The sequence below is a fragment of the Chroococcidiopsis thermalis PCC 7203 genome, assembly GCF_000317125.1.
In the GTDB taxonomy this organism is placed as follows: Bacteria; Cyanobacteriota; Cyanobacteriia; order Cyanobacteriales; family Chroococcidiopsidaceae; genus Chroococcidiopsis; species Chroococcidiopsis thermalis.
Window position 1 is genome coordinate 2613531 of the sequence record NC_019695.1, and the last position, 24389, is coordinate 2637919.

General features: G+C 44.7%; 24 protein-coding genes. 15 read left to right on the plus strand and 9 right to left on the minus strand.

Annotated features, from left to right (window positions below; all coding sequences use genetic code 11):
* Window positions 1-80 precede the first annotated feature (80 nt).
* The 3 genes from CHRO_RS11465 to CHRO_RS11475 are packed head-to-tail and all read left to right on the plus strand — an operon-like array spanning window position 81 to window position 1571.
* A complete protein-coding gene (locus CHRO_RS11465; RefSeq protein WP_015154373.1) occupies window positions 81-338 on the plus strand; it encodes a CRR7 family NDH-1 assembly protein in 258 nt (85 codons plus the stop codon).
* Window positions 339-345: 7 nt separating this feature from the next.
* Entirely contained in the window at window positions 346-966 is a 621-nt protein-coding gene (locus CHRO_RS30450; RefSeq protein ID WP_015154374.1) for a Hint domain-containing protein, read from the plus strand.
* Between the two features lie 29 nt (window positions 967-995).
* The gene (locus CHRO_RS11475) at window positions 996-1571 is read left to right on the plus strand and encodes a Tim44 domain-containing protein (RefSeq protein WP_015154375.1); all 576 of its coding nucleotides are present in this window, start codon (window positions 996-998) and stop codon (window positions 1569-1571) included.
* 56 nt (window positions 1572-1627) lie between these two features.
* Here the strand turns inward: CHRO_RS11475 and CHRO_RS11480 are convergent, their stop codons facing one another.
* The gene (locus CHRO_RS11480; protein WP_015154376.1) at window positions 1628-1822 is read right to left on the minus strand and encodes a hypothetical protein; all 195 of its coding nucleotides are present in this window, start codon (window positions 1820-1822) and stop codon (window positions 1628-1630) included.
* A 157-nt stretch (window positions 1823-1979) separates the two neighbouring features.
* On the opposite strand from CHRO_RS11480, the gene CHRO_RS11485 reads away from it, so the two are divergent.
* Window positions 1980-2258 carry a hypothetical protein gene (locus CHRO_RS11485; protein ID WP_015154377.1) on the plus strand — a complete coding sequence of 93 codons (279 nt, stop codon included), beginning with the start codon at window positions 1980-1982 and terminating at the stop codon, window positions 2256-2258.
* Window positions 2259-2374: 116 nt separating this feature from the next.
* On the opposite strand, the gene CHRO_RS11490 is transcribed toward CHRO_RS11485, so the two are convergent.
* From CHRO_RS11490 to acnB, 3 genes are all read right to left on the minus strand, one after another.
* Window positions 2375-2788 (minus strand): type II toxin-antitoxin system VapC family toxin, encoded by a 414-nt coding sequence (locus CHRO_RS11490; RefSeq protein WP_015154378.1) that lies wholly within the window; start codon window positions 2786-2788, stop codon window positions 2375-2377.
* The gene (locus tag CHRO_RS11495) at window positions 2785-3027 is read right to left on the minus strand and encodes an antitoxin family protein (RefSeq protein ID WP_015154379.1); all 243 of its coding nucleotides are present in this window, start codon (window positions 3025-3027) and stop codon (window positions 2785-2787) included. Before CHRO_RS11495 ends, CHRO_RS11490 begins: the two co-directional genes overlap by 4 nt.
* Window positions 3028-3091: 64 nt before the next feature.
* The gene (gene acnB, locus CHRO_RS11500; protein ID WP_015154380.1) at window positions 3092-5704 is read right to left on the minus strand and encodes a bifunctional aconitate hydratase 2/2-methylisocitrate dehydratase; all 2613 of its coding nucleotides are present in this window, start codon (window positions 5702-5704) and stop codon (window positions 3092-3094) included.
* Between the two features lie 282 nt (window positions 5705-5986).
* Between acnB and CHRO_RS11505 the strand changes: the two genes are divergently transcribed.
* The 4 genes from CHRO_RS11505 (at window position 5987) to CHRO_RS11515 (ending at window position 8796) form a co-directional block, all read left to right on the plus strand.
* The gene (locus tag CHRO_RS11505; RefSeq protein WP_015154381.1) at window positions 5987-6310 is read left to right on the plus strand and encodes a 2Fe-2S iron-sulfur cluster-binding protein; all 324 of its coding nucleotides are present in this window, start codon (window positions 5987-5989) and stop codon (window positions 6308-6310) included.
* A gap of 152 nt (window positions 6311-6462) precedes the next feature.
* Window positions 6463-6633: a hypothetical protein gene (locus CHRO_RS32080; RefSeq protein WP_015154382.1), complete on the plus strand. Its 171-nt coding sequence runs from the start codon at window positions 6463-6465 to the stop codon at window positions 6631-6633.
* A gap of 419 nt (window positions 6634-7052) precedes the next feature.
* The gene (locus CHRO_RS11510; protein ID WP_015154383.1) at window positions 7053-8168 is read left to right on the plus strand and encodes a DUF3326 domain-containing protein; all 1116 of its coding nucleotides are present in this window, start codon (window positions 7053-7055) and stop codon (window positions 8166-8168) included.
* Window positions 8161-8796, plus strand: a complete 636-nt coding sequence (locus tag CHRO_RS11515) for a CPBP family intramembrane glutamic endopeptidase (RefSeq protein ID WP_015154384.1) — start codon at window positions 8161-8163, stop codon at window positions 8794-8796. Before CHRO_RS11510 ends, CHRO_RS11515 begins: the two co-directional genes overlap by 8 nt.
* Before the next feature lie 138 nt (window positions 8797-8934).
* On the opposite strand, the gene CHRO_RS11520 is transcribed toward CHRO_RS11515, so the two are convergent.
* From CHRO_RS11520 to CHRO_RS32085, 4 genes are all read right to left on the minus strand, one after another.
* The gene (locus tag CHRO_RS11520) at window positions 8935-9588 is read right to left on the minus strand and encodes a PIG-L deacetylase family protein (protein ID WP_015154385.1); all 654 of its coding nucleotides are present in this window, start codon (window positions 9586-9588) and stop codon (window positions 8935-8937) included.
* 5 nt (window positions 9589-9593) lie between these two features.
* Window positions 9594-10439, minus strand: a complete 846-nt coding sequence (locus CHRO_RS11525) for a sugar phosphate nucleotidyltransferase (RefSeq protein ID WP_015154386.1) — start codon at window positions 10437-10439, stop codon at window positions 9594-9596.
* Window positions 10440-10550: 111 nt separating this feature from the next.
* Window positions 10551-11786, minus strand: a complete 1236-nt coding sequence (locus tag CHRO_RS11530; protein WP_015154387.1) for a class I SAM-dependent methyltransferase — start codon at window positions 11784-11786, stop codon at window positions 10551-10553.
* A 393-nt stretch (window positions 11787-12179) separates the two neighbouring features.
* Window positions 12180-12350 (minus strand): hypothetical protein, encoded by a 171-nt coding sequence (locus CHRO_RS32085; protein WP_181824317.1) that lies wholly within the window; start codon window positions 12348-12350, stop codon window positions 12180-12182.
* Window positions 12351-12418: 68 nt separating this feature from the next.
* On the opposite strand from CHRO_RS32085, the gene CHRO_RS11535 reads away from it, so the two are divergent.
* The 7 genes from CHRO_RS11535 to CHRO_RS11565 all read left to right on the plus strand — a co-directional run bounded on the left by CHRO_RS11535 (window position 12419) and on the right by CHRO_RS11565 (window position 23342).
* On the plus strand, window positions 12419-14959 hold the full coding sequence (locus tag CHRO_RS11535) for a glycosyltransferase (RefSeq protein WP_015154388.1): 2541 nt from the start codon (window positions 12419-12421) through the stop codon (window positions 14957-14959).
* 133 nt (window positions 14960-15092) lie between these two features.
* Complete coding sequence (locus tag CHRO_RS11540; protein WP_015154389.1) at window positions 15093-16868, plus strand: ABC transporter ATP-binding protein; 1776 nt, start codon at window positions 15093-15095, stop codon at window positions 16866-16868.
* Window positions 16869-16870: 2 nt separating this feature from the next.
* On the plus strand, window positions 16871-18046 hold the full coding sequence (locus CHRO_RS11545; RefSeq protein ID WP_015154390.1) for a glycosyltransferase family protein: 1176 nt from the start codon (window positions 16871-16873) through the stop codon (window positions 18044-18046).
* 91 nt (window positions 18047-18137) lie between these two features.
* Window positions 18138-19337: a glycosyltransferase family 2 protein gene (locus CHRO_RS11550; RefSeq protein WP_015154391.1), complete on the plus strand. Its 1200-nt coding sequence runs from the start codon at window positions 18138-18140 to the stop codon at window positions 19335-19337.
* Window positions 19334-20698 carry a glycosyltransferase family protein gene (locus CHRO_RS11555; protein ID WP_015154392.1) on the plus strand — a complete coding sequence of 455 codons (1365 nt, stop codon included), beginning with the start codon at window positions 19334-19336 and terminating at the stop codon, window positions 20696-20698. The genes CHRO_RS11550 and CHRO_RS11555 overlap by 4 nt, the downstream gene beginning before the upstream one ends.
* Before the next feature lie 150 nt (window positions 20699-20848).
* Complete coding sequence (locus CHRO_RS11560; RefSeq protein ID WP_015154393.1) at window positions 20849-22093, plus strand: efflux RND transporter periplasmic adaptor subunit; 1245 nt, start codon at window positions 20849-20851, stop codon at window positions 22091-22093.
* A gap of 64 nt (window positions 22094-22157) precedes the next feature.
* Entirely contained in the window at window positions 22158-23342 is a 1185-nt protein-coding gene (locus CHRO_RS11565; protein WP_015154394.1) for an ABC transporter permease, read from the plus strand.
* Between the two features lie 102 nt (window positions 23343-23444).
* On the opposite strand, the gene CHRO_RS11570 is transcribed toward CHRO_RS11565, so the two are convergent.
* Complete coding sequence (locus CHRO_RS11570) at window positions 23445-24380, minus strand: polyphosphate kinase 2 family protein (RefSeq protein WP_015154395.1); 936 nt, start codon at window positions 24378-24380, stop codon at window positions 23445-23447.
* Window positions 24381-24389 lie beyond the last annotated feature (9 nt).

Genomic DNA, 24389 nt, shown 5'->3' on the forward strand with positions numbered 1-24389 from the left:
CACTCAGATAGTTGCGTTTTCTTTTAAACTAGCAGCTGAAACACGCATTTTGTCACTATATCCTAAGTTACAATTAATTTATGACAGACCCTTTAATGTATCAAGAGGATCACTTTGTTGTCCTAGAACCAAACCAGCCAGAACAATTTCTTACGGCTGCGGAATTGTTAGAAAAGCTTAAAGATGTTTTGAGTCAGAGGCAACAGAATTTACCCCCAGAGTTGCAAAAGTTCAACTCTATCGAAGCTCAGGCTAAGTATTTAATCGATACGAGTTGCGATTTAGACTTAGAACCAGGGCAGTTTTTGCGGTGGTACGCCGTGCGGTTGGAAAAGTAATATTTCAATGAAAATTATTGGATGTGCCAAACTGTTAGGAATGAGTTTGGCTATTTTATTATTATTTTTCTGTTTACCTAATTTTGCTTATGCTCGTGGCGGTTGCTTTGGAGAGGGAACCACAATTTCAACTCCAACGGGCGATAAATTAATTGAGCAATTGCATCCAGGCGATCGCGTTATTAGTTACAACTTTACCACGCATCATTCTGAAGTAGGGAAAGTTGGTGAAATTCAAGTTTTATCTTCTCCTGATTATTTTATAATTAACGAAACGCTCAAAGTTACGGGAACTCACCCGTTTTACATTCAAACTTCTACAGGAATCGATTTAGTTGAAGCGCGAAGAATAAAAGTAGGCGATCGCCTTGTAGGAGAAGATGCTGCTACTCATATTATTTCTTCTATTGAGCATATAAATAAACCTATCACCGTCTATAATCTGATTTCTATTAATCCTCAGCATAACTTTTATGCAAACAACATATTAGTACATAACAAAGGTGGTGGTGGTGGTGGCGGTGGCGGCGGTGGCGGCGGTGGCGGCGGTGGCGGCGGTGGCGGACATGGAGGAGGGCATGGAGGTAATTCGTTTCTCTCAATTCTTGACAAGATATTCTTTTTTTAACAAGTGTATTTATACTTTTAGTAAGTATAATGCTAGATATTGCTAAGCCAAGGGAAGAATTTACTAACGATTTAGATTTAATTAATTTTACTAAACTTGTAAATCCGAAGTTTATTAGTCGATACTCTAGCAGTTATAGAAAAGATAATGAAATTTGGCATTTACTTCCAATTACATCAGAAATTAACGAACAAGACTATCAGCACATATGTAGTAAAGCGGAACTAATAGAAAAAGTAAGTCAACTATTTATCCAGTATCAATCTGACTGGATGATGAAAAAATTTACTCGAATGGTTGAGTATGTTGCCGAGCCATTTTACTCTAAACAAGAATATATTTTTCTACGTGATTTTGGCAATAATTTTGATATTGTTTATCAACCTGAAATAATTGAACTTGCACCGATTAGTTACAGACAAGAGCAAGACAAGCATATGTTTAAAATACAGATAAATGCAAAAATAACTAACTTCGTTCTCTCTCCTCAAGGATACGTCAGAAGTGGCGAACCTGAACCGCGATCTTTTACTGAATATTGGAATATTAGTATAGATGCTGAAAATAAGTGGTATTTAATGGGAATCGAGCAAGTTGATTCTTAAATATTTATAGTTTAAAATAGCGATCGCGTTTGTAGAGGTAGGGGTGCGATCGCGCTTTACTCTTCTTTTATGAGTTGTTGCAAAGCTTCATCTTTAGATAATGGCTTTTCATCTTTTACTTCATTCATCAGTTGCGCTAAGCCATAATCTTCTAGTATTTCTTCAATTTTTTCAAACTCAGCAATAGGAATTTGTACGGCTATAGGTTGTCCTTTCTCATCAAGGATATAACTTTTGTGAATTTCTAGCATCGTTACTTCTTTCCTAAATTTACATTAGAACTATCAGATGCTTTTAACAAAACTAGAATTCAACAGCCCCCAGCTAGACGCTTAGACGCTTAGCACGACTTTCCTATTCTACTGATAATATTTGTTTAGTACCATATTACTCTCTTTAAGAAAGGTTATGTCTCCCAAGGCTAACAAGTTAACAAATAGTTATAAAGGCACAGCCATAGCAGCTCTGATACTTTTATTATTTTTTGCTTTGCAATACTGGAAACCCAGTTTTTATTGGACTTCTCCGAAAACAAAATTCCAAAGAGAACTAATTGGAGATCTTAGATTGGATATTTTGGTTTATGGATTAGTAGCAATGTTCTTTTTGGGAATAATTTTTAGGTTGCTGGGAGTAATATTTAGGCTTAGCAGTAAGCATGATTCTAGCAAATACAGCAAAGAGTGAGAACTAACAGAATGCAACAATAAAAATAAAAACTTTTTGACTTTTGTTAGAAACTTTCTACGGTTTTATGATTGCTGCAAGTAAAGATACTGCTCAGTCTAATACATTTGCTAAAATTACTCTAACAATAAAGCACGATAACCTGCTTGGACAAAATGCCTATCAACTGTAACCGCGTTGATTAAACCTTGGTCTTGCATAACAATAAATGATATGCAATCCGTAAGTCCCCAGGTTTTATCTGGACGAGATTGGTAAAGTTGTATAGCACGGCTTAGCAATTGCGTATCGACAGAGACAACTTGTATATTACTTGTCTGGTAGCACTGCTCAATAAACTGAATAGCTGCTGTACGATTAGTAGCACTTAAAGCATTGCCAACTTCAATCAAAACTGCTTCAGTCACCCATACTTCTAAAGCAGCACGTAATCGTGGTAAAAAGGATTTAGCCTGTTGGTGATACTGGTCATTACGATTCAGTAAGGCTTGAATAAATACAGTATCTATAAACAAGCGATCGCCATTCATTCATTATTTTCAGTGTTATGTTTTGGTGTGCCATATAGATAATGGTCGTGTTGGCTAGACCAATCGCTAGGAGCTTCTACCGTTCCTGCCATTGCCTCTAGAACATCCCAAGCATTGTCTTTAACTACAGGCTCGACAGATTCAACTGTAATAGTGTAGCGTGTATTTGGTTCTAAATTAGGTGGAGAATCTGGACGAAAAACTTGACCGTCAAATACAACTGTTATAGTTTCACTCATAATTCAAGTTATCCTATTGTGCAAAATTTATGTAGAAATAGGGTGGGCATTGCCCACCCTACAATTATGACTTACTAGCAGCCGTAGGCATTCCCAAAATATCCTCAATCCGAGGCATCTCTTCTAAAGGAATTACCCTTCCCTCATCCGCAAAACCTGAGATTTGGTCGAAGTTTAAATAACGATACAAATCGCCAGCAAAAGGATGAATTTTATGCGCTACGATGTCCATATATTCCTGTACGGAAGGCAGACGACCGAGCAACGCACAAACAGCAGCTAATTCTGCCGAACCGAGGTAAACTTGGGCATCTTTACCCATGCGGTTATTGAAGTTGCGCGTAGAAGTAGAAAACACCGTTACGCCATCTTCAACCCGCGCCTGATTACCCATACATAAACTGCAACCAGGCATTTCTGTTCTCGCACCAGCCGCACCAAACACACCGTAAACACCCTCTTCCTTGAGTTGTTTTTCATCCATGCGGGTAGGCGGACAAATCCACAAACGAGTTTTAACAGCGCCAGCACCTTCTAATACTTTCGCGGTTGCCCGATAATGACCGATATTAGTCATACAGGAACCAACAAATACTTCTTGTACCGGATCGTTTTCCACTTCCGATAACAATTTCACGTTGTCAGGATCGTTAGGTGCGGCAACAATTGGTTCCTTGATTTCATTCAAATCAATTTCGATGATTTCGGCATATTCTGCATCAGCATCGCCTTCCATCAACACAGGATTTGCTAACCATTCTTCCATCTTGGCAACGCGCCGCATGATAGTTTTAGCATCCTGATAACCCCGCGCTACCATATTTTTCATCAGCGCGATATTAGAACGCAAATATTCGGAAACAGTTTCGATACTCAATTTGATGGTACAACCCGCACAAGATCTTTCTGCTGTCGCATCGGTGAGTTCAAAAGCTTGTTCGACTTTTAAATCCGGCAAGCCTTCTATTTCCATAATCCGTCCAGAAAAGATATTTTTCTTATTCTGTTTGGCTACCGTCAGCAAGCCTTTTTGGATAGCAACGTAGGGAATAGCGTTGACAATATCTCGCAGCGTTACACCTGGTTGCAACTCACCTTTGAATCTAACTAAAACAGATTCCGGCATATCCAAAGGCATTACACCTAAAGCCGCTGCAAACGCTACCAACCCAGAACCAGCAGGGAAAGAAATTCCCAAAGGAAAGCGGGTGTGAGAATCGCCACCAGTCCCGACAGTATCGGGTAACAGCATCCGATTTAACCAAGAGTGAATGATACCATCCCCAGGACGCAAGGCAACGCCAGCGCGAGAAGACATGAAATCGGGGAGTTCGTGGTGAACTTTCACATCTACAGGTTTGGGATAAGCTGCCGTATGACAGAAACTTTGCATCACCAAGTCAGCACTGAAACCCAAACATGCAAGTTCTTTCAACTCATCGCGCGTCATGGGTCCCGTGGTATCCTGGGAACCAACAGTAGTCATAATCGGTTCGCAGTAAGTCCCAGGACGCACACCAGCTAAACCGCAAGCTTTACCCACCATCTTTTGCGCTAGAGTGAAGCCTTTACCCGTATCAACTGGTTGCTTGGGACGAGTGAAAATAGGACTCGATTCTAATCCCAATGCCGTGCGAGTTTTATCGGTGAGAGTACGTCCAATTAATAACGGGATACGCCCGCCTGCACGCACTTCATCTAAAATCGTGTCGGGTTTGAGAGTGAAGGTAGAGATAACTTCGCCTGCTTCGTTGGTAATTTCCCCTTTATAAGGATGGATGGTAATTACCATACCCGTTTCCATCTGGGTGACATCACACTGAATTGGCAATGCACCAGCATCCTCAGCTGTATTGAAGAAAATTGGCGCGATCGCACTACCTAAAATATACCCCCCTGCCCGCTTGTTGGGAATGCAGGGAATATCTTGACCGATATGCCACAACACCGAGTTAATTGCCGACTTGCGGGAAGAACCCGTACCGACAACATCGCCAACATAAGCTACAGGATGTCCTTTTTGCTTTAACTGAGCGATCGTTTCTAAACTACCAGGTTGCCGCGATTCCAACATCACTAAGGCATGTAAGGGAATATCAGGGCGTGTAGTAGCATGGGGTGCAGGAGATAAATCGTCCGTGTTCGTCTCCCCAGGCACTTTAAATACAGTGACGGTGATAGCTTCAGGTAAAGTCGGGCGAGAAGTGAACCACTCGGCATTTGCCCAAGAATCAACTACCTGCTTAGCGTAAGGATTGCCTTCACTTGACAAATCCAAAACATCGTGGTAAGACTCATAAACTAGAGCGATCTTACTCAAAGCCTTGGCAGCAGCAGCAGCTAAAGTCGCCTCCGCACTGAGTAGATCGATTAGCGATCGCACGTTATAACCGCCTACCATCGTCCCCAATAAAGCGATCGCATCTGTAGGGGAAACAAGGGGACTCGTCACGTCACCCTTAGCCACAGCCGTTAAAAACCCAGCCTTGACATAAGCCGCCGGATCGACACCAGGAGGAATGCGATCGCGCAACAGGTGCAGCAATGTCTCCTCTTCCCCAGCAGGCGGATGTTTCAGCAATTCACACAAATCCGATGTTTGTGCCGCATCCAATGGTAACGGCGGAATACCTAATGCCCCGCGTTCTGCTACTTGCTGCCGATATTGTTCCAGCATTCTCTACCTCTTAAGGATCTCCAGTATTTTTACTTCCTACTTCCAGCTTAGTGCTAGCAAGAGCCAGTTATCAGTTATCAGTTAACAGTTATCAGTGGTTAGTGGCTGGTGGCTAGTGACTAAATAAAGATTCGGTGACTAGCTACTCACCAACAACCAATGACAAATGACGAATGACTAATGACCATTCGTTAGAACCCGACCGTACAAGATAAAATAACTGGTGAGCAATTTACAATAGCTGATGCTGCGTTCGAGCTTGCGATCGCCCTAACTTTATATATGTCTCAAACTTACACGGTTCAAATCCATCACCAAGGCGAAACTCACACGATCCAAGTCCCAGAAGACAAAATCATTTTACGGGCTGCTACTGCTGCTGGGCTAGACTTGCCGAGTTCTTGTAATGCAGGCGTTTGTACTACCTGCGCTGGCAAAATTCTAGAAGGAACTGTAGATCAAAGCGATGGAATGGGTGTGAGTCCCGAACTTCAACAACAAGGCTATGTCTTGCTATGTGTTGCCCGTCCCCGTTCCGATTTGAAAATTGAAACGGAAAAAGAAGACGAGTTATACGATTTGCAATTTGGACAACCCCAGAAGTGAAGGACAAGGGAGATAAGGAAGACAAGGAAGACAAGGAAGACAAGGAAGACAAGGAAGACAAGGGAGACAAGGGAGACAGGGGAGAGAATTTGCAATTCACAATTTACAATTAAACCCTGTACCCTTGCTCGACTCCCGACTCCCGCCATTACATGACTACTCAATTTATCACTCTAGAAATTAATCTTCAGGAAACGCCAGCCCAGTTACTGCAAGCAATTGAGACACAATTACGTTTGTCTGGAGAACCGTTACGCTGGGCAATTACTAGCGTAGATTTCCTCACCCAAAAAGCAATTGTCGAAGCAGTTGTTATCAGTTGATAGTTATCAGAGAGATAATTCAATCTAAGATTCTGCACTAGGTGTTACTCAATTTTGACTCCTCACTTTTAATTGTTTGTTCTGTTACAGGGATGTTCTCAAAAACAGCCCCTACGAATTGTTCACGGTTGTATGGGCGGGTTTTGGATCGCCATCTTGGTGATACCATTTCACTAAAACTATGCTACAGAAGATCCCTCCTAGCCCCCCTTGATAAGGGGGGTTGGGGGGATCTCTTTTGTCGTAGTCAAAGAGTAAATTGGTATGAATTGGTAAGGATTCTAGCTAAACCCGCCCCTACGAATTGTTCACGGTTGTACGGGCGGGTTTTGAATCACAATCTTGGTGAATTGGTAAGGATTTTAGCTAAACCCGCCCCTACGAATTTTTAACTTTTAACTTTTAACTTTTGACTTTATATGAATCGTCTCTACACAGCCCTCTTAATCGTCCCTACTGGAATTGGGGCAGCTATTGGTGGTTATGCTGGTGATGCAATGCCCGTTGCTAGAACACTTGCTTCGGTATGCGATCGCCTCATCACTCACCCGAACGTCCTCAATGGCGCACAATTATACTGGTCTTTACCTAATGCTTTCTATGTTGAAGGCTACGGACTTGACAAATTCGCAGCGGGATGCTGGGGTTTACGTCCAATACATCAAAATCGCATAGGTTTAATTCTTGACAAAGGAATAGAGACAGATTTGCGACTGCGACATCTCCAAGCTGCGGATGCGGCTAGGGCAACTTTGGGGTTAAATTTAACCGACTATGTTATTACTGATGCGCCTTTGAATGTGGAATTGCGGACTGCTACTTCTGGGGCGAGTTGGGGAACAATTGGCAATCCCGATAGTTTGTTACGGGCGGCGGAAGTATTGATAAGTAAAGCTGGGGCAGAAGCGATCGCAGTGGTTGCCCGTTTCCCTGATGATATTGGTAGCGAAGCATTGCAAAACTATCGTCACGGACAAGGAGTCGATCCGCTAGCGGGTGCGGAAGCGATTATCAGCCATTTAATTGTCAAAACTTTTCAAATTCCCTGCGCCCATTCTCCCGCGTTATCACCTTTACCCCTCGATCCCGATTTGTCTCCTCGTTCGGCGGCGGAAGAATTGGGATATACATTTTTGCCTAGCGTTTTAGTTGGGTTAAGTCGCGCCCCTCAATTTGTTGTCAATCCACACCGTGTAGAGACGTTACCTGGAACGTCTCTACAACCTCCACGACATATAACGTCTCTACATGAAGATATTTGGGCAAAGGAAGTCGATGCTGTCGTCATCCCTGCCACGGCTTGCGGTAGTAGTGCCGTCCTCAGTTTAAGCCAATCCCAGGCGCAAATTATTACTGTGGCAGAAAATCAAACTACCATGCAAGTGCCACCCGCACCACTGGGAATCAAAGCGATCGCAGTAAACTCGTATTTAGAGGCAATCGGTGTTATGGCTGCCCATAAAGCAGGTGTGAATCCAACTGTCCTTTGTGGGGCGATCGCAAATTTACATTGCTTATCTACCACAGATGACTAGCCATAGCCCTATACTATCACTAACCCCTAACCGCCCTGCCATTTCCGTGAGTCAGCAGCAAGATCCGAGTCTTCAACCTTTGTCGCGCCTCCAAATTTTAATGTTGATGGGTGTGACTGCTGTAGTATTTTTAATAATCTCAAAACTCTGGTTAAGATTTGGTTCCGTGTCCCTCTTAAGTGTTAGTTGGGATGCCGGATCTATACTTACAGGCATTGGTCTAGGACTCATTATTACTTCTGCTAGCTTTGTAGTTTATCGATTGTGGCCCGCATATCGTCGTAGTTCGGATTTCTATCTAGAATTTGTTCTCAAGCCATTGTTACTACCAGACATTATCTGGGTAGGGTTATTACCAGGGCTGAGTGAAGAATTATTATTTCGAGGGGTCATGCTACCAGCACTCGGTTTAAATGCTACTGGCATTGCCATATCAAGTCTATGCTTCGGTGCTTTACATCTGAGTGGTTCTCAGCAATGGTCTTATGTTGTTTGGGCAACTATAGTAGGTGTATTGCTAGGATTCAGTGCTGTAGTCACGCACAATTTATTAGTTCCAATTGTGGCGCACACGTTTACAAATTTAATTTCTAGCTATCTTTGGAAAATAGGACAATCTAATTCGTAGTAGGGGCGCACAGCTGTGCGCCCCTACCAAACAACCGTACACCTCTATGACTCTTTTCAATCAAAAAAACTTTACAAAATTGTAAGGCTAATAGGGTGCGTTTTCAAAACGCACTCTACTACTTTGGTAATTGGTAAATTAAAAAACAATTTTACGACAGTAAAAAGCCTCTGCGTATTTTTCTGGTGCATTCGATTCAATTCCCCGGATTCTTAAAATTGATAAAAAGGTTTCTTCAGTAAACCACTGCTTTTCTATTTGAGACTGAAAACTACTGAGAATTAAGTGGGTTTTATGCTGGCAAATTATTGAATCTAAATGAACAAAGAAATTAGGTATACCTAAATCGCCATCGTACTTGGGAATTTCATATTCTAAAATTAGATGATTTCTGAAGGTATTCCAAGTTAAATCAGAAATTAATCGATGATCTTGATGTAGGTCGTTACGGTAATGAGTCAAAATAAGATCGGGCTGAAATTCTTGTTTTAAGCTTTCAAAAAGTTCCTTAACTTCAATCGCCATAAAAGGCAAAAATCCATCTCGAAAATTTGCGATCGCAATATTTTTTATTTGCGTTCCTTTTAAAAACTGTTTAGCACTCTCATAAGCCTCTTTTTCTCTTTGTGAATTCGAGCTAAATACCACCCAGTAGAAAACAAGATTCTGATATTTTTCTATCAGTTTTAAAATTGTACCTCCACACCCAATTTCAATATCATCGCAGTGCGCTCCCAAACACAGGATATTATAATGCGAATCGCTTTTCTCCTCAAAGTTGAATTTAAGCATCCAGTCTATCTCCCAATCTGATATGCTAGATTGAATGTTTTCGATTCATTTGTTTCCCAGCAATATTCTGACTGAGTGGATTTCCATACATGCCAAGGTGCTTTCCCTTGGCAATACAAATCGTCTAACTGCTGCTGTTCTTTGAAGGTATCCATGCACGCCCAAAAACCATCATATTTATATGCCGTTAGCTGATTCAACTTCATCAATCTTTGAAATGGCTCGCAAACTAACTCCTCACCTTCATTAATGTATTGATAAATCTCTCGTTTAAAAAGAAAATATCCTCCATTAATCCGAATTCCTGCTTCTTTCACATCTTTAATATCGTTGACTAAACCATCTTCTGTAGTAGAAACAAGGTGAAAGCTATGGGAAGGCTTGACACACAAAAAACAAGCTACCCTATCTTTTTGATAAAAATCATCAATGAATCTTGGTAGATTCAGATCGGTCAACCCATCGCTATAATTTGCTAAAAATACCTCTTCACCTTCCAGATACTTTTCAACCGCTTTGAATCTTTGCCCGATACTAGAATGCAAACCTGTATCAACAAAGGTGATTTTCCAATCTTCGATATCGCTATTGGATAGTTGAATAGTTTTTCCACCATTCAATAATGTAAAGTCGTTAGATAAACACTCATTGTAATGTAGAAAATAATTCTTTATAGCATCAGCTTTGTAGCCAAGGCACAAAATAAAATCTTTATGCCCGTAGTAGGCATAATACTTCATAATATGCCATAAAATCGGTCGGTAGCCAATATGAACCATTGGTTTAGGTAAATTTGCAGCAGCTTCTCTCAATCGCGTTCCTAAACCACCGCAAAATAAAACAACTTTCATAATATACTCTCCTTATTTCTGTCGGAGTGGATTTAAACTGAGCCATAAGGTAGCAAGTCGTGTAAATCCCAACTACCAACTACCAACTACCAACTACCAATTACCCATTACCTAAGAGTAAACAATTACTTCAGGTATTGGTACAACAAACTTACCACCCCAATCGCGAATATATGCCATTTGCTCCATAATTTCATCCTGAAGATTCCAAGGTAAAATTAAAAGATAGTCTGGCTTTGTTTCCAAAATTTTGTTAGGATGAAAGATAGGAATATGAGTGCCTGGTAATAATTTACCTTGCTTAAAAGAACTGCGATCGACTGTATACTCGATAAAATCCGTGCGGATTCCACAAAAATTCAAGAGCGTGTTGCCTTTGCCTGGAGCGCCATAACCAACAACAGATTTGCCTTGCCTTTTCGCTGTAATTAAAAAATCCAATAGCTTAAACTTGGTTTCTTTAACCTTTTGAGCAAAAGAGAAATAATGCTCTAGAGTTGTAAATCCAGCCGCTTTCTCTTCAGATCTTAACGCTCTCACCTGTTGACTAATTGATTTCGACGTATCTTCAGCATGACTGACATAAATTCTGAGGGAACCCCCGTGAGTTGACAACTGTTCAACATCAAAAATAGTCAGTCCGTGGGTGGCAAAAACTTTCTCAACCGTGAGAAATGAAAGATAAGAAAAGTGTTCGTGGTAAATAGTATCAAACTGATTTCCCTCCATCAACCGCATCAAATGGGGGAATTCCATTGTAATAACTCCCTCCGGTTTGAGCAAAATTTTCATTCCAGCCACAAAATCATTTAAATCGGGTACGTGAGCTAGCACGTTATTCCCCAACAACAAATCGGCTTGATTCCCCTTTGCTACTAACTCTCGCGCTGTCTGTTGCCCAAAGAACTTGACAAGTGTAGGAATACCTTTTTCCCGCGCTACTTTGGCTACATTTGCTGCTGGCTCAATGCCTAAAACAGGTATCCCTTGAGCCACAAAGTATTGCAACAAATAACCGTCATTACTAGCAATTTCGACAACTTGACTCTGTTCGTGCAATCCCCAACGTCCTACCATTTTTTCAGTGTAATCTCGAACGTGTTGCAGCCAAGTATCAGAATAGGACGAGAAGTACGCATAGTGACTGAAGATGTCACTCGGACTGACATACTCTAGAAGTTGAACTAAAAAACAGCGATCGCATACGTACACATGCAGTGGATAAAACGGCTCCATCTGGTTGAGCTGAGCAGGTGTTATGTAGCTCTCGCACAATGGTGACATTCCTAGATCGACAAAGCTATGTCTCAGCAAAGAGCCACAGAAACGACAGCACGAGCTATTCATTGTTATATTTCACTATGCCTAAAACTTACTACGTCCGATCGTTCACAACTAGCTGGCGCTAGTCGTCAATGCAACTTAAAACTTATTGCAATTTAAGAATTGATTTTGAATACTCACTTTTCCTCTAAACTGGATACTACACACTTAATTTGAGCGTGTCAACCCCATATTTGCAAATACCGAGTTCGAGATATTTGTGCAAATTTTGCACAAATGTGAAGATACTTGCAAAAGTAGGGTCGAACTTCAGACATGCGATTGAAGTACGTTATGCAAAACTCTGAAAGTAAATATTCCCTCCAAACTAGCTGCAAGCAAGAGACAACAACTAACTAGAGAGAATATATCGACCAATTGTCCTGAGTTGAAAACATGGCACTGTGTTATAAGTTCTCAAAAAGCTCGATTTTGCAGTTGACACTTGTAATTAACTTTGGTAAGAGTGTAGCTTATGACTAGGTTTTGATAGAGACTAATTTTTGCCTTAATTAGCGATCGCGATCGCAGTCTTTCGCGCTCTGCCACATGCGTGAGGGGCAGTACTTCTGTGCTGTATCTCAACACAAGCGGCAAGAATTAAGTATCGAGATTTAAAAATTTAGAAATTTGAACTATGAGGAGCGGAATCCTGCATGAGTCTGCCGTGTTCTAGCTTCAGTTATGCACCGCTGGCAACCAGGGAAGCAGTCACAGCTCAAGGTAAGTTTTTGTACGTTAACGATCGAAAGTTTTTTCTCAAAGGAGTTAGCTACGGTCCGTTTTCTCAGGCAACACACGGCACTCCCTTTCCTGAAAAACAGGTTGTTGAAAAAGACTTTGCCTTGATGGTAGAACTAGGAGCGAACTGTATTCGCACGTATACTGTTCCCCCTGTATGGCTGTTGGATTTGGCAGCAGCTTACGGTCTGAGAATAATGGTCGGTATTCCTTGGGCTGAGCATATCTGTTTTTTGAGTTCCTCTGCTGTCCGAGCAGAGATTCGGGGCGCGATCGCTGATGGGGTGCGAGCCTGTCGCGACAGCCCCGCTACGTTTGCTTATCTAGTCGGTAACGAGATCCCTCCAGATGTCGTTCGCTGGCACGGAGCTAAGCAAGTTCGAGCTTTCCTGAGAGATTTAGTTTCAGTTGCCAAGGATGGCGATCCTACCGCACTTGTCAGTTATGCTAACTACCCCTGTACTGAGTATTTAGATATTGACTTCACTGATTTTTTATCCTTCAACGTCTATCTACACAAGGAAAAAGATTTTCGCAGTTACCTAGCGCGGCTGCACAATCTAGCAGAAGATAAACCATTAGTACTGAGCGAGTTCGGCATCGATTCTATCCGCGAGGGTGTAGAGGGGCAAGCTCAGATCCTCGATCGCAAACTGGCATCGAGTTTCAAAACTGGAGCAGCAGGTACAATAGTCTTTTCTTGGACGGACGAGTGGTTTACTGGTGGGTTTGCAATTCAAGACTGGGCGTTCGGTTTAGTCGATCGCGATCGGCATAAAAAGCCTGCGTTCTATAGCGTGCAGCAGTATTACAAATCGCTGCTACCACCACAACTACCTGAATACCCCAAAGTCTCGGTGGTTGTCTGTACTTACAATGCCGAACGAACTCTAGACAGTTGCCTCGCCTCGCTAGAGCGGCTCAATTACCCTAACTATGAGGTAATTGTGGTCAATGATGGCTCTACAGACGGTAGCTGGAGAATTGCTCGAAAATATGACTATATTCGCTTAATTAACCAAGAAAATAAGGGGTTAAGTGTCGCTCGTAACGTCGGTATCGCTGCTGCTGAAGGCGAAATTATTGCCTATACTGATTCTGATTGCGTTGCCGACCCAGACTGGTTAATTTACCTGGTAGATAAATTTCTCAGTTCGGGACTTTCAGCCGTTGGTGGTCCCAACTTACCCCCACCAGAAGATGCTTTGATCCCTGCTTGCGTGGCAGTGTCTCCTGGTGGTCCTACCCATGTCTTACTAAACGATGAGGTAGCGGAGCATATTGCTGGTTGCAACATGGCTTTTCGCCGAGAAGCGCTAGCGGAAATTGGCGGTTTCGACCCGTTATTTCATGCTGCTGGCGATGATGTCGATCTGTGCTGGCGGTTACAAGACCAAGGCTATACGATCGGCTTTAGTCCCGCTGCGATCGTCTGGCACTTTCGCCGCAATACCGTAGCCGCTTACCTAAAACAACAGCAAGGCTATGGTAAGGCAGAAGCTCTCGTCTACTTCAAGCACCCCTATCGCTTTAATTTATTGGGACAACCCCGCTGGTTCGGCAGAATTTACGGCGGACTTTACTCCACTTTTCTCATCGGTCAACCGACGATTTACTCTGGAGTGTTCGGTCGCGGCTTCTTTCAGATGCTGTACCAACCTCCAGCCTCTCTGTTTGGCTATCTCCCTCTAACTTTAGAGTGGAACTTAGCGATCGCCCTGTTTGGCACTTTATCGCTGTTATCCGGTCACTTCCCTTGGGTTGCCATCATTATGGTATTAATTTCCTGGGGTTGGTCTGTGGCTGCTGCCGTACAAGCACCAATTGACTCCCGTTTTCAGGGCATAAAAGCGCGTTTGCTGGTAGCAACGTTAATTTACTTAGGTCCACTGGTTCGCAGTCTAGAGCGGTATCGCTGGCGGTTTAAAGGACTAACTCAGATGGATGCGATCGAGTGCGATCGCGTCACGCAAAAACCCGAAGTTGTGTGGCACAAGTCTGCTTTTTACTTGTCCTATTGGACAGAAGCAGGAATGGAGAAAGAAAGTTTGCTGCTGGGAGCAATGGAACTGCTTTTATCTCGCAAATACTTCATCATTCCCGATCGCGGTTGGAGCAGTTGGGATTTGGAAGTTTACCGAGGCATCTGGTCGAAAGCTCAAATCAAGGTTTGCACCGAAAATCACGGTAGCGGTAAACGGTTGCTGCGGGTACGGTGCGGACTCAAGCTAACGCAGCTCGCTAAAATGACGGCGATCGGCTGTACCTTAATGGCAGTTGCCGCGATCGCCCTTGGCAGGTCAGAACTAGGGGCGATCGCTCTTGTCACGAGTGCGATTACCGCTACGACAATTCTCTATCAACACTCCCGCCTCGGTCGCATTCTCTACCACGTCATGGAAAACGTGGCACAAAGACTTTATTTGTTGCCGACTGACAATAAAGGTGGTGCGTGAACAACGGGTATGGGGTGGAACAAGTCGTAAGTCGTAAGTAATTTCCTCAGCTCCCGATTGCTCTCTTCTCTCCCTCAGCTCCCTCAGCCTCCTCAGCCTCCTCAGCTCTCTTCCCCCCGACTCCCGGTTTTTAATGATAATAGTCCTCGCTCGTAAAACCTTACGCTACCTTCTGCCCTATCGCTTTCTATTTTTAGTAGCGATCGCGCAGGTGATTTTGCTAAATGCTTTAGAATTGCTGAAGCCTTGGCCCCTAAAACTGATTATCGATAACGTACAAGTCGGCGGTCAGCCGCTCCCGTGGGAATTTTTAAAAGGCTTGTCCCGCGAGCAGCTACTTTTGGCGATCTGTATCGGACTGGTGCTGATTTACCTACTTTGGGGTGGTCTGTCACTATTACATAACTACACAACTATTAGCATCGGTCAGCGCATGGTCAACGATTTGCGCGGCGACCTCTACAGCCACTTGCAGCGCCTTTCTCTAGCATTTCACAATCGCCAGCAGGTAGGAGACTTACTTTACCGCATTGCTACCGATACCTACGCGATTCAAAGCTTGACGATGAACACCGTAATTCCCATCCTCTCAGCAGTGGTGTTTTTGGTGGGAATGTTTACTATCATGGTGCAGCTCGATCCGCTGCTAACCTTCTTAGCGCTGAGCGTTTGTCCGGCTTTGTTTATCACGCTATCGCTGTTAAACCGCCCGATTAACAAGGCAGCAACTCAATCTCACCAACAGGAGAGCGTGGTTTATTCGCTCGTGCAGCGAAATATTTCTGCCATGCGGATCATCCAGGCTTTTACCAAAGAAGATGAAGAACACAGCAAGTTTATGGCGGCGAGTCGGGAGAGCTTAGCAGCGCGCTTGCGACTTTATAATCTACAAAGTCTTTACTCTGGGGTAGTCAGTTTAGTTAGCGCCGTGGGTACTGCCTTAGTCGTGTGGGTTGCTGCCAATCAAGTTTTAGCTGGTGAATTGACAGTAGGCGAGTTGGTGTTGTTTACCTCTTATCTTGCCTCGCTTTACGACCCAATTAATAGCATCAGTCAAACCTATGGAATGACTCAGTGGGCGCAGGTGGGCGTGATGCGAGTGTTTGAAATTTTGGATATCGAGCGAGATCTGCCAGAGGGAACTAAAACATTCCCTACAGTTGGAGCTAAGGGAGAAATTGTCTGGGATAATGTCAGTTTCGATTATCTGCCCGACCAGCCGACGCTGAAACAAATAAATTTGCGCGTGCGGGCGGGACAGAAAGTGGCAATTGTCGGTCCCACGGGAGCGGGAAAATCGACTTTAGTTAGCCTGCTACCACGCTTTTACGATCCGCAAGTCGGTCGAGTCACAATTGATGGAGTTGACGTGCGAGAATTTCAACTGAAATCCTTGCGTCGTCAAATCGGTATGGTGCTGCAACCGCCGATCGTCTTTCCCCTCAGCTTTCGGGAGAACATCGCCTACGGTCGCCCCGATGCAGCCCTGTCAGAGGTCGTGACTGCTGCCCGTCTTGCTCGAATTCACGATTTAATCGTCAGTACGTCCCAAGGGTACGACACGGTAGTAGGCGAAAGGGGAGCGACTCTTTCAGAAGGGGAAAGACAACGCTTGACGATCGCCCGAGCAATCTTACTAGACGCACCTATTTTAATCTTGGACGAACCCACCTCCTCAGTGGATGCCGAAACTGAAGCGCTGATTATGGAAGGGTTAGACCGACTCACAGTCGGACGGACAACCTTAATTATTGCCCACCGACTCTCAACCGTGCGTCAAGCTGATTCAATTGTCGTGTTACGAGCCGGACAGATTGTCGAACAAGGTACATTTGCCGAATTGATGAGTCAGCGGAGTGCATTTGCGGCGCTCTACCGTACCCAGTTCAGTTTACAGGGGGAGAAATAAATATGTCGCTGCGGATTGCGATCGCTGGTTTAGCTGGGACGTATCCCTTTGGGGGCATGTTTTGGCATTACTTACAATACTTACTCGGATTGCAACGGCTCGGTCATGATGTCCTATATATAGAAGATACGGGTAAATGGTGTTACGACCCGATTGCGAAAACATTTGTGGAGGATGGGTCGAAAAACGCTGCCTTCTTAGCGCGAGAATTGGCAGTTTTAGACGAGAGTTTGAGCGATCGCTGGTTTTTTCGCGATGTGACTGGCAAGACCTACGGTCGTCCTTGGCACGATGTCGTCGAGTTCTGCCGCAGTGCCGACCTGTTACTCCACATTTCTGCTGGGCATTGGATGCGCGAGGAAAACTTTACCAATGCCAAAGTCATATTAATCGATACCGATCCTTTATACACCCAAGCCGGACTGCTGACTGGTTCCCCTGCGGAAGTCGCCGCCCGCGTTGCTTGGTGGCAGGAACATCACGACGTTTTCTTCAGCTTTGGAGAAAATATAGGCGCTACTGATTGTAAAGTTCCCTGCGAATCGTTTGACTGGATACCCACACGCCAACCAATAGTATTAGACTGCTTCGACCGAGCAGCCGTACCAGTCACAGAGCGGCGACCCGTATTGACAACCGTTGCATCGTGGGAACCAAAAGAAAAGGGTCCAATAGTAAATGGCGTTGCTTATACCGGAAAAAGTAGCGAATTCGAGCGCTACATGGATTTACCATCTCACAGTCCGCTACCACTCGAATTAGCTTTAAGTGGTTCCGCTCCAGTTGAGAGGCTGCAAGAATGCGGTTGGATTGTGCGCGATGGCTACGAAGTTTCCCACAACCCTTGGGTTTACCGAGATTATCTTGCTCATTCCTTTGGCGAATGGAGTATAGCCAAAAATGCTTACGTTGCCAGTCAAAGCGGTTGGTTTTCTTGTCGCACAGCCAGCTACCTCGCCCTTGGCGTACCAGTGATTCTACAAGATACAGGCTTTAGCAAAACCATTCCTACTGGGGAAGGGCTATTGACATTTACGACAACAGCTCAAGCAGCAGAGGCAATCGAGAAATTAAAAACCAACCCGCAGCGACACGCCAAAGCCGCCAGAGAAATCGCGCAAGCATATTTCGACTCGGATAAGGTACTGACGAATTTGATTGAAAAAGCGGGAAGTTAGGAGTTGGTTAGACAAGGGGGACAAGGGGGACAAGGGGGACGAAGGGGACAAGGGGGACAAGGGAGCAATTAGCAATTAGCAATCAACAAGAATGACTAAAGTTACTGTAGCCCTAACTACGTATAATCGATCGCAGTTACTCAAGCTCAGTTTGGCAAGTGTTTTAGCTCAAGACTATCCAGACTTTCGGGTGATGGTACTCGACAATGCTTCGACTGATGATACTGAAACAGTCGTGCGATCGCTTGCTGAAGACGACGATCGCGTCACTTACATTCGTAACGAAACTAATATTGGTGGTTTAGGTAATTGGAATCTCGCTATTGAATTAAATACTAGTCCTTATTTAACAATTCTGAGCGATGACGATTTGATGCTGCCAGAGTTGATAAGCGAATCTGTCCGAGCTTTAGACGAGCATCCGCAAGTCGGGTTTTCATTTGCAATGGTGAGGCTGATCGATGCTGCTGGTAATTCCTTAGACTTACAGCACACGGGAAAAATTTCTGAAGGCTTGGTTAAGGGTCTAGATTTCCTCGAACAGACGATTTCCTGGCAGGGTTGTCCGGTTTATACTTCTAGTCTGTTTTTTCGCGCTTCAGCATTGGCAGTCGTGGGACAGTTTGATAGTCCCCATTCCAAGCATACATTTGACTTGACGACGATCTATCGGCTGGCTGCCAAGTTTGACATCTTCTTTTTAGCCCGAGAACTCGCTCAAGTCCGCCTGCACTCAGGACAGATTACCGAAACAGACTGGCGCTTCGATCGCAACGGACCAATTGGTGTCATTGCTGAAATTACCGATGCTGTCGCTTATCTGTTGCAAAGCGATCGCGCTAGGGATGAGAACTATCGACAATGGCTTGCCGAGCGCTTTCTTGCTCTACACGCACGCCAAAGCGAATACACGCAAATGGCTCTGCCCCACATGCAACAAACTTGGGAAGAACGATTGCAATTAGCCAGCCAAGAAATTGCTCGGTTAATCCCCCCAGAAGAAGCATACATTCTCGTTGATGACGGTCAGTGGCAAGGGGAAGCGATCGCCTCTGCACCAGCAATTCCTTTTCTGGAAAAAGATGGGCAGTACTGGGGCGCACCAGCAGATGATGCAACGGCAATTCAAGAACTGGAACGTTTGCAGAGCAAAGGGGTACAGTTTATCGTTTTTGGCTGGTCGGCATTTTGGTGGTTCGATTACTATTCTGAGCTGGAACGTTATTTGCGATCGCATTGTCGCTGCGTGTTGAAAAATACCCGCCTTGTTGTGTACGGGCTTCAACCATGATGCAAAAGTCAAAATTCAAAAGTCAAAAGTCAAAATTTCCCGACTCCCACTCTCCCACTCCTGTACGGGCGGGTTTTGACCGAAGATTTACCGTCTCAATCGGGGAGCTATTTGCTAAACCCGCCCCTACGACTCCCACTCTCCCACTCCTGTACGGGCGGGTTTCCAAACCCGTCCCTGCTGACTCCCACTCTCCCACTCCCGATCGCGCCAGTTGCCTGCGAATCGTCGTCCTCGGATACATCGTGCGTGGACCTTTGGGTGGAATGTCTTGGCATCCTTTGCAATACCTAATGGGGCTAGCAAATTTGGGTCACGATGTTTATTTCATCGAAGATAGCGATGATTATCCCTCTTGCTACGACCCGACACGCGGTTATATGGATATCGATCCTACTTATGGCTTGAAATATGCCGCGAGTATCTTTGAGCAAGTTGGTTTAGGCGATCGCTGGGCGTATTACGATGCCCATACAAGTTCGTGGTTGGGAGGTTGTGCTGACCGGATTAAGGAGATTTGCACTACTGCCGATCTGTTACTCAATTTAGATGGAGTTAACCCGCTGCGCCCTTGGCTGCTGCAAATTCCCGCCCGTGCATTAGTTGAGGGAGATTCTGTCTTCACCCAAATTCGCCACCTCACCGATGCTTATGCCTACGAACAAGCGCGACAGCATACAACTTTCTTTTCTTGTGCGGAAAATATCGGTCAGAGCAAATGTACTGTCCCCGATGATGGGTTTCCCTGGCAACCCACGCGCCAACCGATCGTTCTCGATACCTGGTTGGTAAAGCCTTTAACTGATGCCGCAGCCAAATTTACGACAGTCATGCAATGGGAAAGTTATCCAGCGCGAGAATACAAAGGTATTCGCTATGGCTTAAAGGCAGATGCTTTTCCCCCTTACATAGATTTGCCAAAGCGGGTAGGCTCGATCTTGGAGCTGGCAGTGAGTGGAGGTAATACACCCACCGAGCAACTGGCAACTAAAGGCTGGAGAGTGCGAGAGCCACCGACGCGATCGCCCTGGACTTACCAAGAATACATTCAACAATCGAAGGCAGAGTTTAGTATAACCAAGGATGCTTTTGCCGTGACTTACAGTGGTGTGTTTAGCGAACGCAGCGCCTGCTATCTCGCTAGCGGTCGTCCTGTGGTGATTCAAGACACGGGTTTTTCTGATTGGTTACCTACTGGTGCAGGCGCGATCGCATTTAGTAATTTAGAGGAAGCGATCGCGGGGATTGAAGCAGTTAACAGCCGCTACGAATTCCACTGCCAAGCGGCAAGAGCGATCGCCCAAGAATATTTCGATGCCCGTCACGTCCTGCCACCTTTACTTGAAGCCGCCATGAAATAAGAGCTGAGGGAGCTGAGGGAGCAGGGGAAGAAAGCAGGGGAGCAGGGGAGCAGGGGGGCTTCAGGTGCAACAACAGTCAACTACCAACTACCAACTACCCATACCCTGACAACTGATAACTGATAACTGATAACTGACACCTGGTCAATCGTGAGCAGAAAACAGGGACACAAATTTCGTTCTGGGATACAATGGCTAGCTTGGTCGGCGACTCTAGCCGGAATTTGCTTAGCTAGCGGGCTGGGTTACTTTCTGGTTTTCAATTCTACTGCCCAACCAGTGACAGTACAAACGGTAGCCGTAGAAACAGGAACCGTAGAAAATACAATTGACGAAAGCGGTACTGTAGAACTTCAGGGACAACGAACGATCAAGTCGCCCACTGAAGGCGCTGTCGATCGCGTCTTAGTCCAGCCGGGAAATCAAGTGAAAGCCGATCAAGTACTCGTCATTCTCCGCTATCCCGAGCGCCAAACTGCTTTAGCCAACCAGCAATTGAAAATACTAGAGGCGCAAGCGACTCTGGTACGCAATCGCCAAAAAATCTTGGAGGCTCAGGAACAGCTGATCGCTGATGAAAAAATTCGTAAAAAACTAGATGCCTTGGCACAAGAAGGAGCCGTGGCGCAACAACAAGTCCAAGAGCTAGAAGATAAAGTGCGGCAGAATGAAGCTGACATCCGCAATGCTCAGTTGGAAGCTCAAAACGCGACAATCCAGCTTCAGATCGAGCAGCTTCAACGTCAAAGCATTCAGCAAAAACTCCAAGATACATTAGTGCGATCGCCGCTAGATGGCACGGTTTTGGGAGTCAGCGTCAAAAATGGTGATGGAGTTGAGTTGCGTACCGATCTGTTGACGGTAGGCGATCCGGCGCAAGTGAAAATCAAGCTTTTGCTCTCTCCTCTAAACGCCGCTCAAGTCAGAGTCAATCAAGTGGTTCGCGTCAGCGCGATCGCGCCTAACGCCAAAACTTTTACTGGCACAATCCAAAGCGTATATCCCCAGGCAGTGACTCCCGAAGAAAGTCAAAAACAAAGCGGTCGTAGTGGTGGTAGCAGCGATCGATCGAATCAACCTAGAGTACCTGCAACTGTCAAGCTTGACACCCCCACGCGATCGCTCATTCCAGGTAGCGGCGTAAACGTTGAAATCGTACTAGAGCAGCGGCGCAACGTTTTAGTCTTGAATTCAGAAATTATTCAACGCACCGAACAACGTCCTTTTGTTTGGGTAAAAGACAGTCAAAACAAAGCTCAGAAACGATATCTTAAATTGGGTTTAGAAGGATTGCTCACCGCTGAAGTTGCTGCTGGATTGAACTTTGGCGAAAAAGTCATTTTACCCCCTGCCGAAGCCACCCTGACCCCAGGAACACCAGTTATCAGTTATTAGGGAGCAGGGAGCAGTTGTCAGTCTACCAATTACCAACTACCAACTACCAACTACCAATTATCCAATGAGCCTTTCACCAGTCGAACTGCTAATCCTCACCTTTGACTCTTTGCGTAGCAATCCCCTACGTTCTGCTTTGACGGCGTTAGGAGTATTTATGGGTGTGGCTGCGGTCAGTGCTACGCTTCAAGTTGGTAGTATCAGCCGGATTGTTATTGCCCAACGATTAGCAGAAAGAGACGCGCCTCAGATTATGGTAGGACTCAATTGGCAAGCAGGCAGCGACTTGAGCGCTCAAATGAGCCTAGCAGATTTGGAATTTTTCCGCCAACGACTCTCTGGCTTACGGGCGAGTAGTGGCGCAGCTTGGGTGGGTTCGGCAGAAACTGTATTTCAAACTGAAGAAGCTAGTCCTCAGATGATGGCAGTGACCCCAGATTTTTTACTCACCTTGGGTAGACCGTTGGAAGCAGGACGGTTTTTTACTGCTGCTGATTTCGCCAACTACCGACCTGTGGTCGCGATCGATCGCTTTTTGGCGGATAAGTTATTTAAAGATGGTCAAGCAGTTGGACAACGCCTCTATGCTAACGATCGACCCTACGTAGTGGTGGGAGTCGTACCAACTAAAATGCAGGAAAACGCACCACCTGAAGGACAATTGTTAGTACCGCTACCAATTTATAGTTCTCTTACAGGTAGCCGTGCTGTCGATACAATTCAGTTGCGTCCTCGCCGAATTGAAGACCTTGAAGCTTTTGGTAATCGAGTCCAGCAACTCTTGGCACAACGTTTTCCAGGGCGAACTTATTGGGCTTGGAACAATGTAGAAGATATCATTCAACAACAAAAAATCATGCAGCTAGCCTCCCAAGCGCTAACTGTAGTGGGTGCAATTTCCCTGCTGGTAGGAGGTGTGGGTATTGCTAATATTACGATCGCTTCAGTGATAGAACGCACGCCAGAAATCGGTTTGCGTCGGGCTTTGGGAGCAACTCAGCAAGATATTATGGCGCAATTTATTTTAGAAGTTGCGCTTTTAAGTTTAATCGGCGGGACGATCGCCATAGGGACGGTGCATGGAATTGCTATTGCAGTCGCCGATACATTTAACTTACCCTATCAATTTGAACCCAGCACCGCAAGTCTAGCGCTAGCTTCAGCTTTACTAGTCGGTATGGGTGCTGGCTTTATTCCTGCTCTCCGTGCCAGCCAACTCGATCCTGTCAAAGCTTTACGCTCGGAATAAGCATCAACAAAAAAGTCAAAAGTCAAAAGCTAAAAGTCAAAACTAATTCTCCCTACTCCCTGCTCTCTACTCTCTTCTCCACTGATAACTGACTGATAACTGTTAATCGGGAATAGTTATATTTTCTAAATTTTGTGCTGCTGCTGGATATTGTGGATTCATTGCTTCTAAGGTATCAGCGATCGCCCGAGCAATAACTAAGTTTCTATACCACTTCTTATTTGCCGGAACGACATACCAAGGAGCATACTCTGTAGAGCAATAATTAATTGCATCTTCATAAGCTTGTTGGTAATCATCCCATAATTTCCGCTCGTTGACATCGTTAATAGAAAATTTCCATCGCTTATCTGGGTCTTCCAGCCGCTTTTCTAATCTACGTTTTTGTTCGTCTTTAGAAATATGTAGAAAAAACTTAATAATACTAATATTATTCAAAACCAGCATTTGTTCAAATTCATTAATGCTGTGATATCTTTTCTGCCATACTGCTTCCGGCACGAGTTGTTTAACGCGCACGATTAATACATCTTCGTAGTGAGAACGATTAAAAATATTAATCATGCCTCGTTGCGGTGTCCGCTGATGGTAGCGCCACAAAAAATCATGGCTCAATTCTTCTTGGCTGGGATTTTTAAAAGACCAAACTCGACAACCTTGAGGATTGATTCCCTGAAAAACATGTTTAATTGTGCCGTCTTTCCCACCAGTATCCATTGCTTGCAGTACGATGAGTAGACTGCGCTGCTGCTCGGCGTACAGGCGTTCTTGTAACAAACTCAAGCGATCGCGATAATACTCTAGTTCTGCTTCTATCTCTTTCTTGCTCTGATAGCTTTCACAAGTATCTGGGTCGATTTGACTTAGCTGAATTGGTTCGTTGGGAGTGACGCGATAGCGGGGATAATCGGGTTTTGGTGGTAACTCGTCTGCTACAACTGTCTCTGGAGACATAGTGCGGGCAACTTTTGCTGTCTCATTATCTGTAGTTTTGTTAATCTGAGCAGCGGATTTTTTTGCCGATTTTGAATTCGCCATAGTAACACT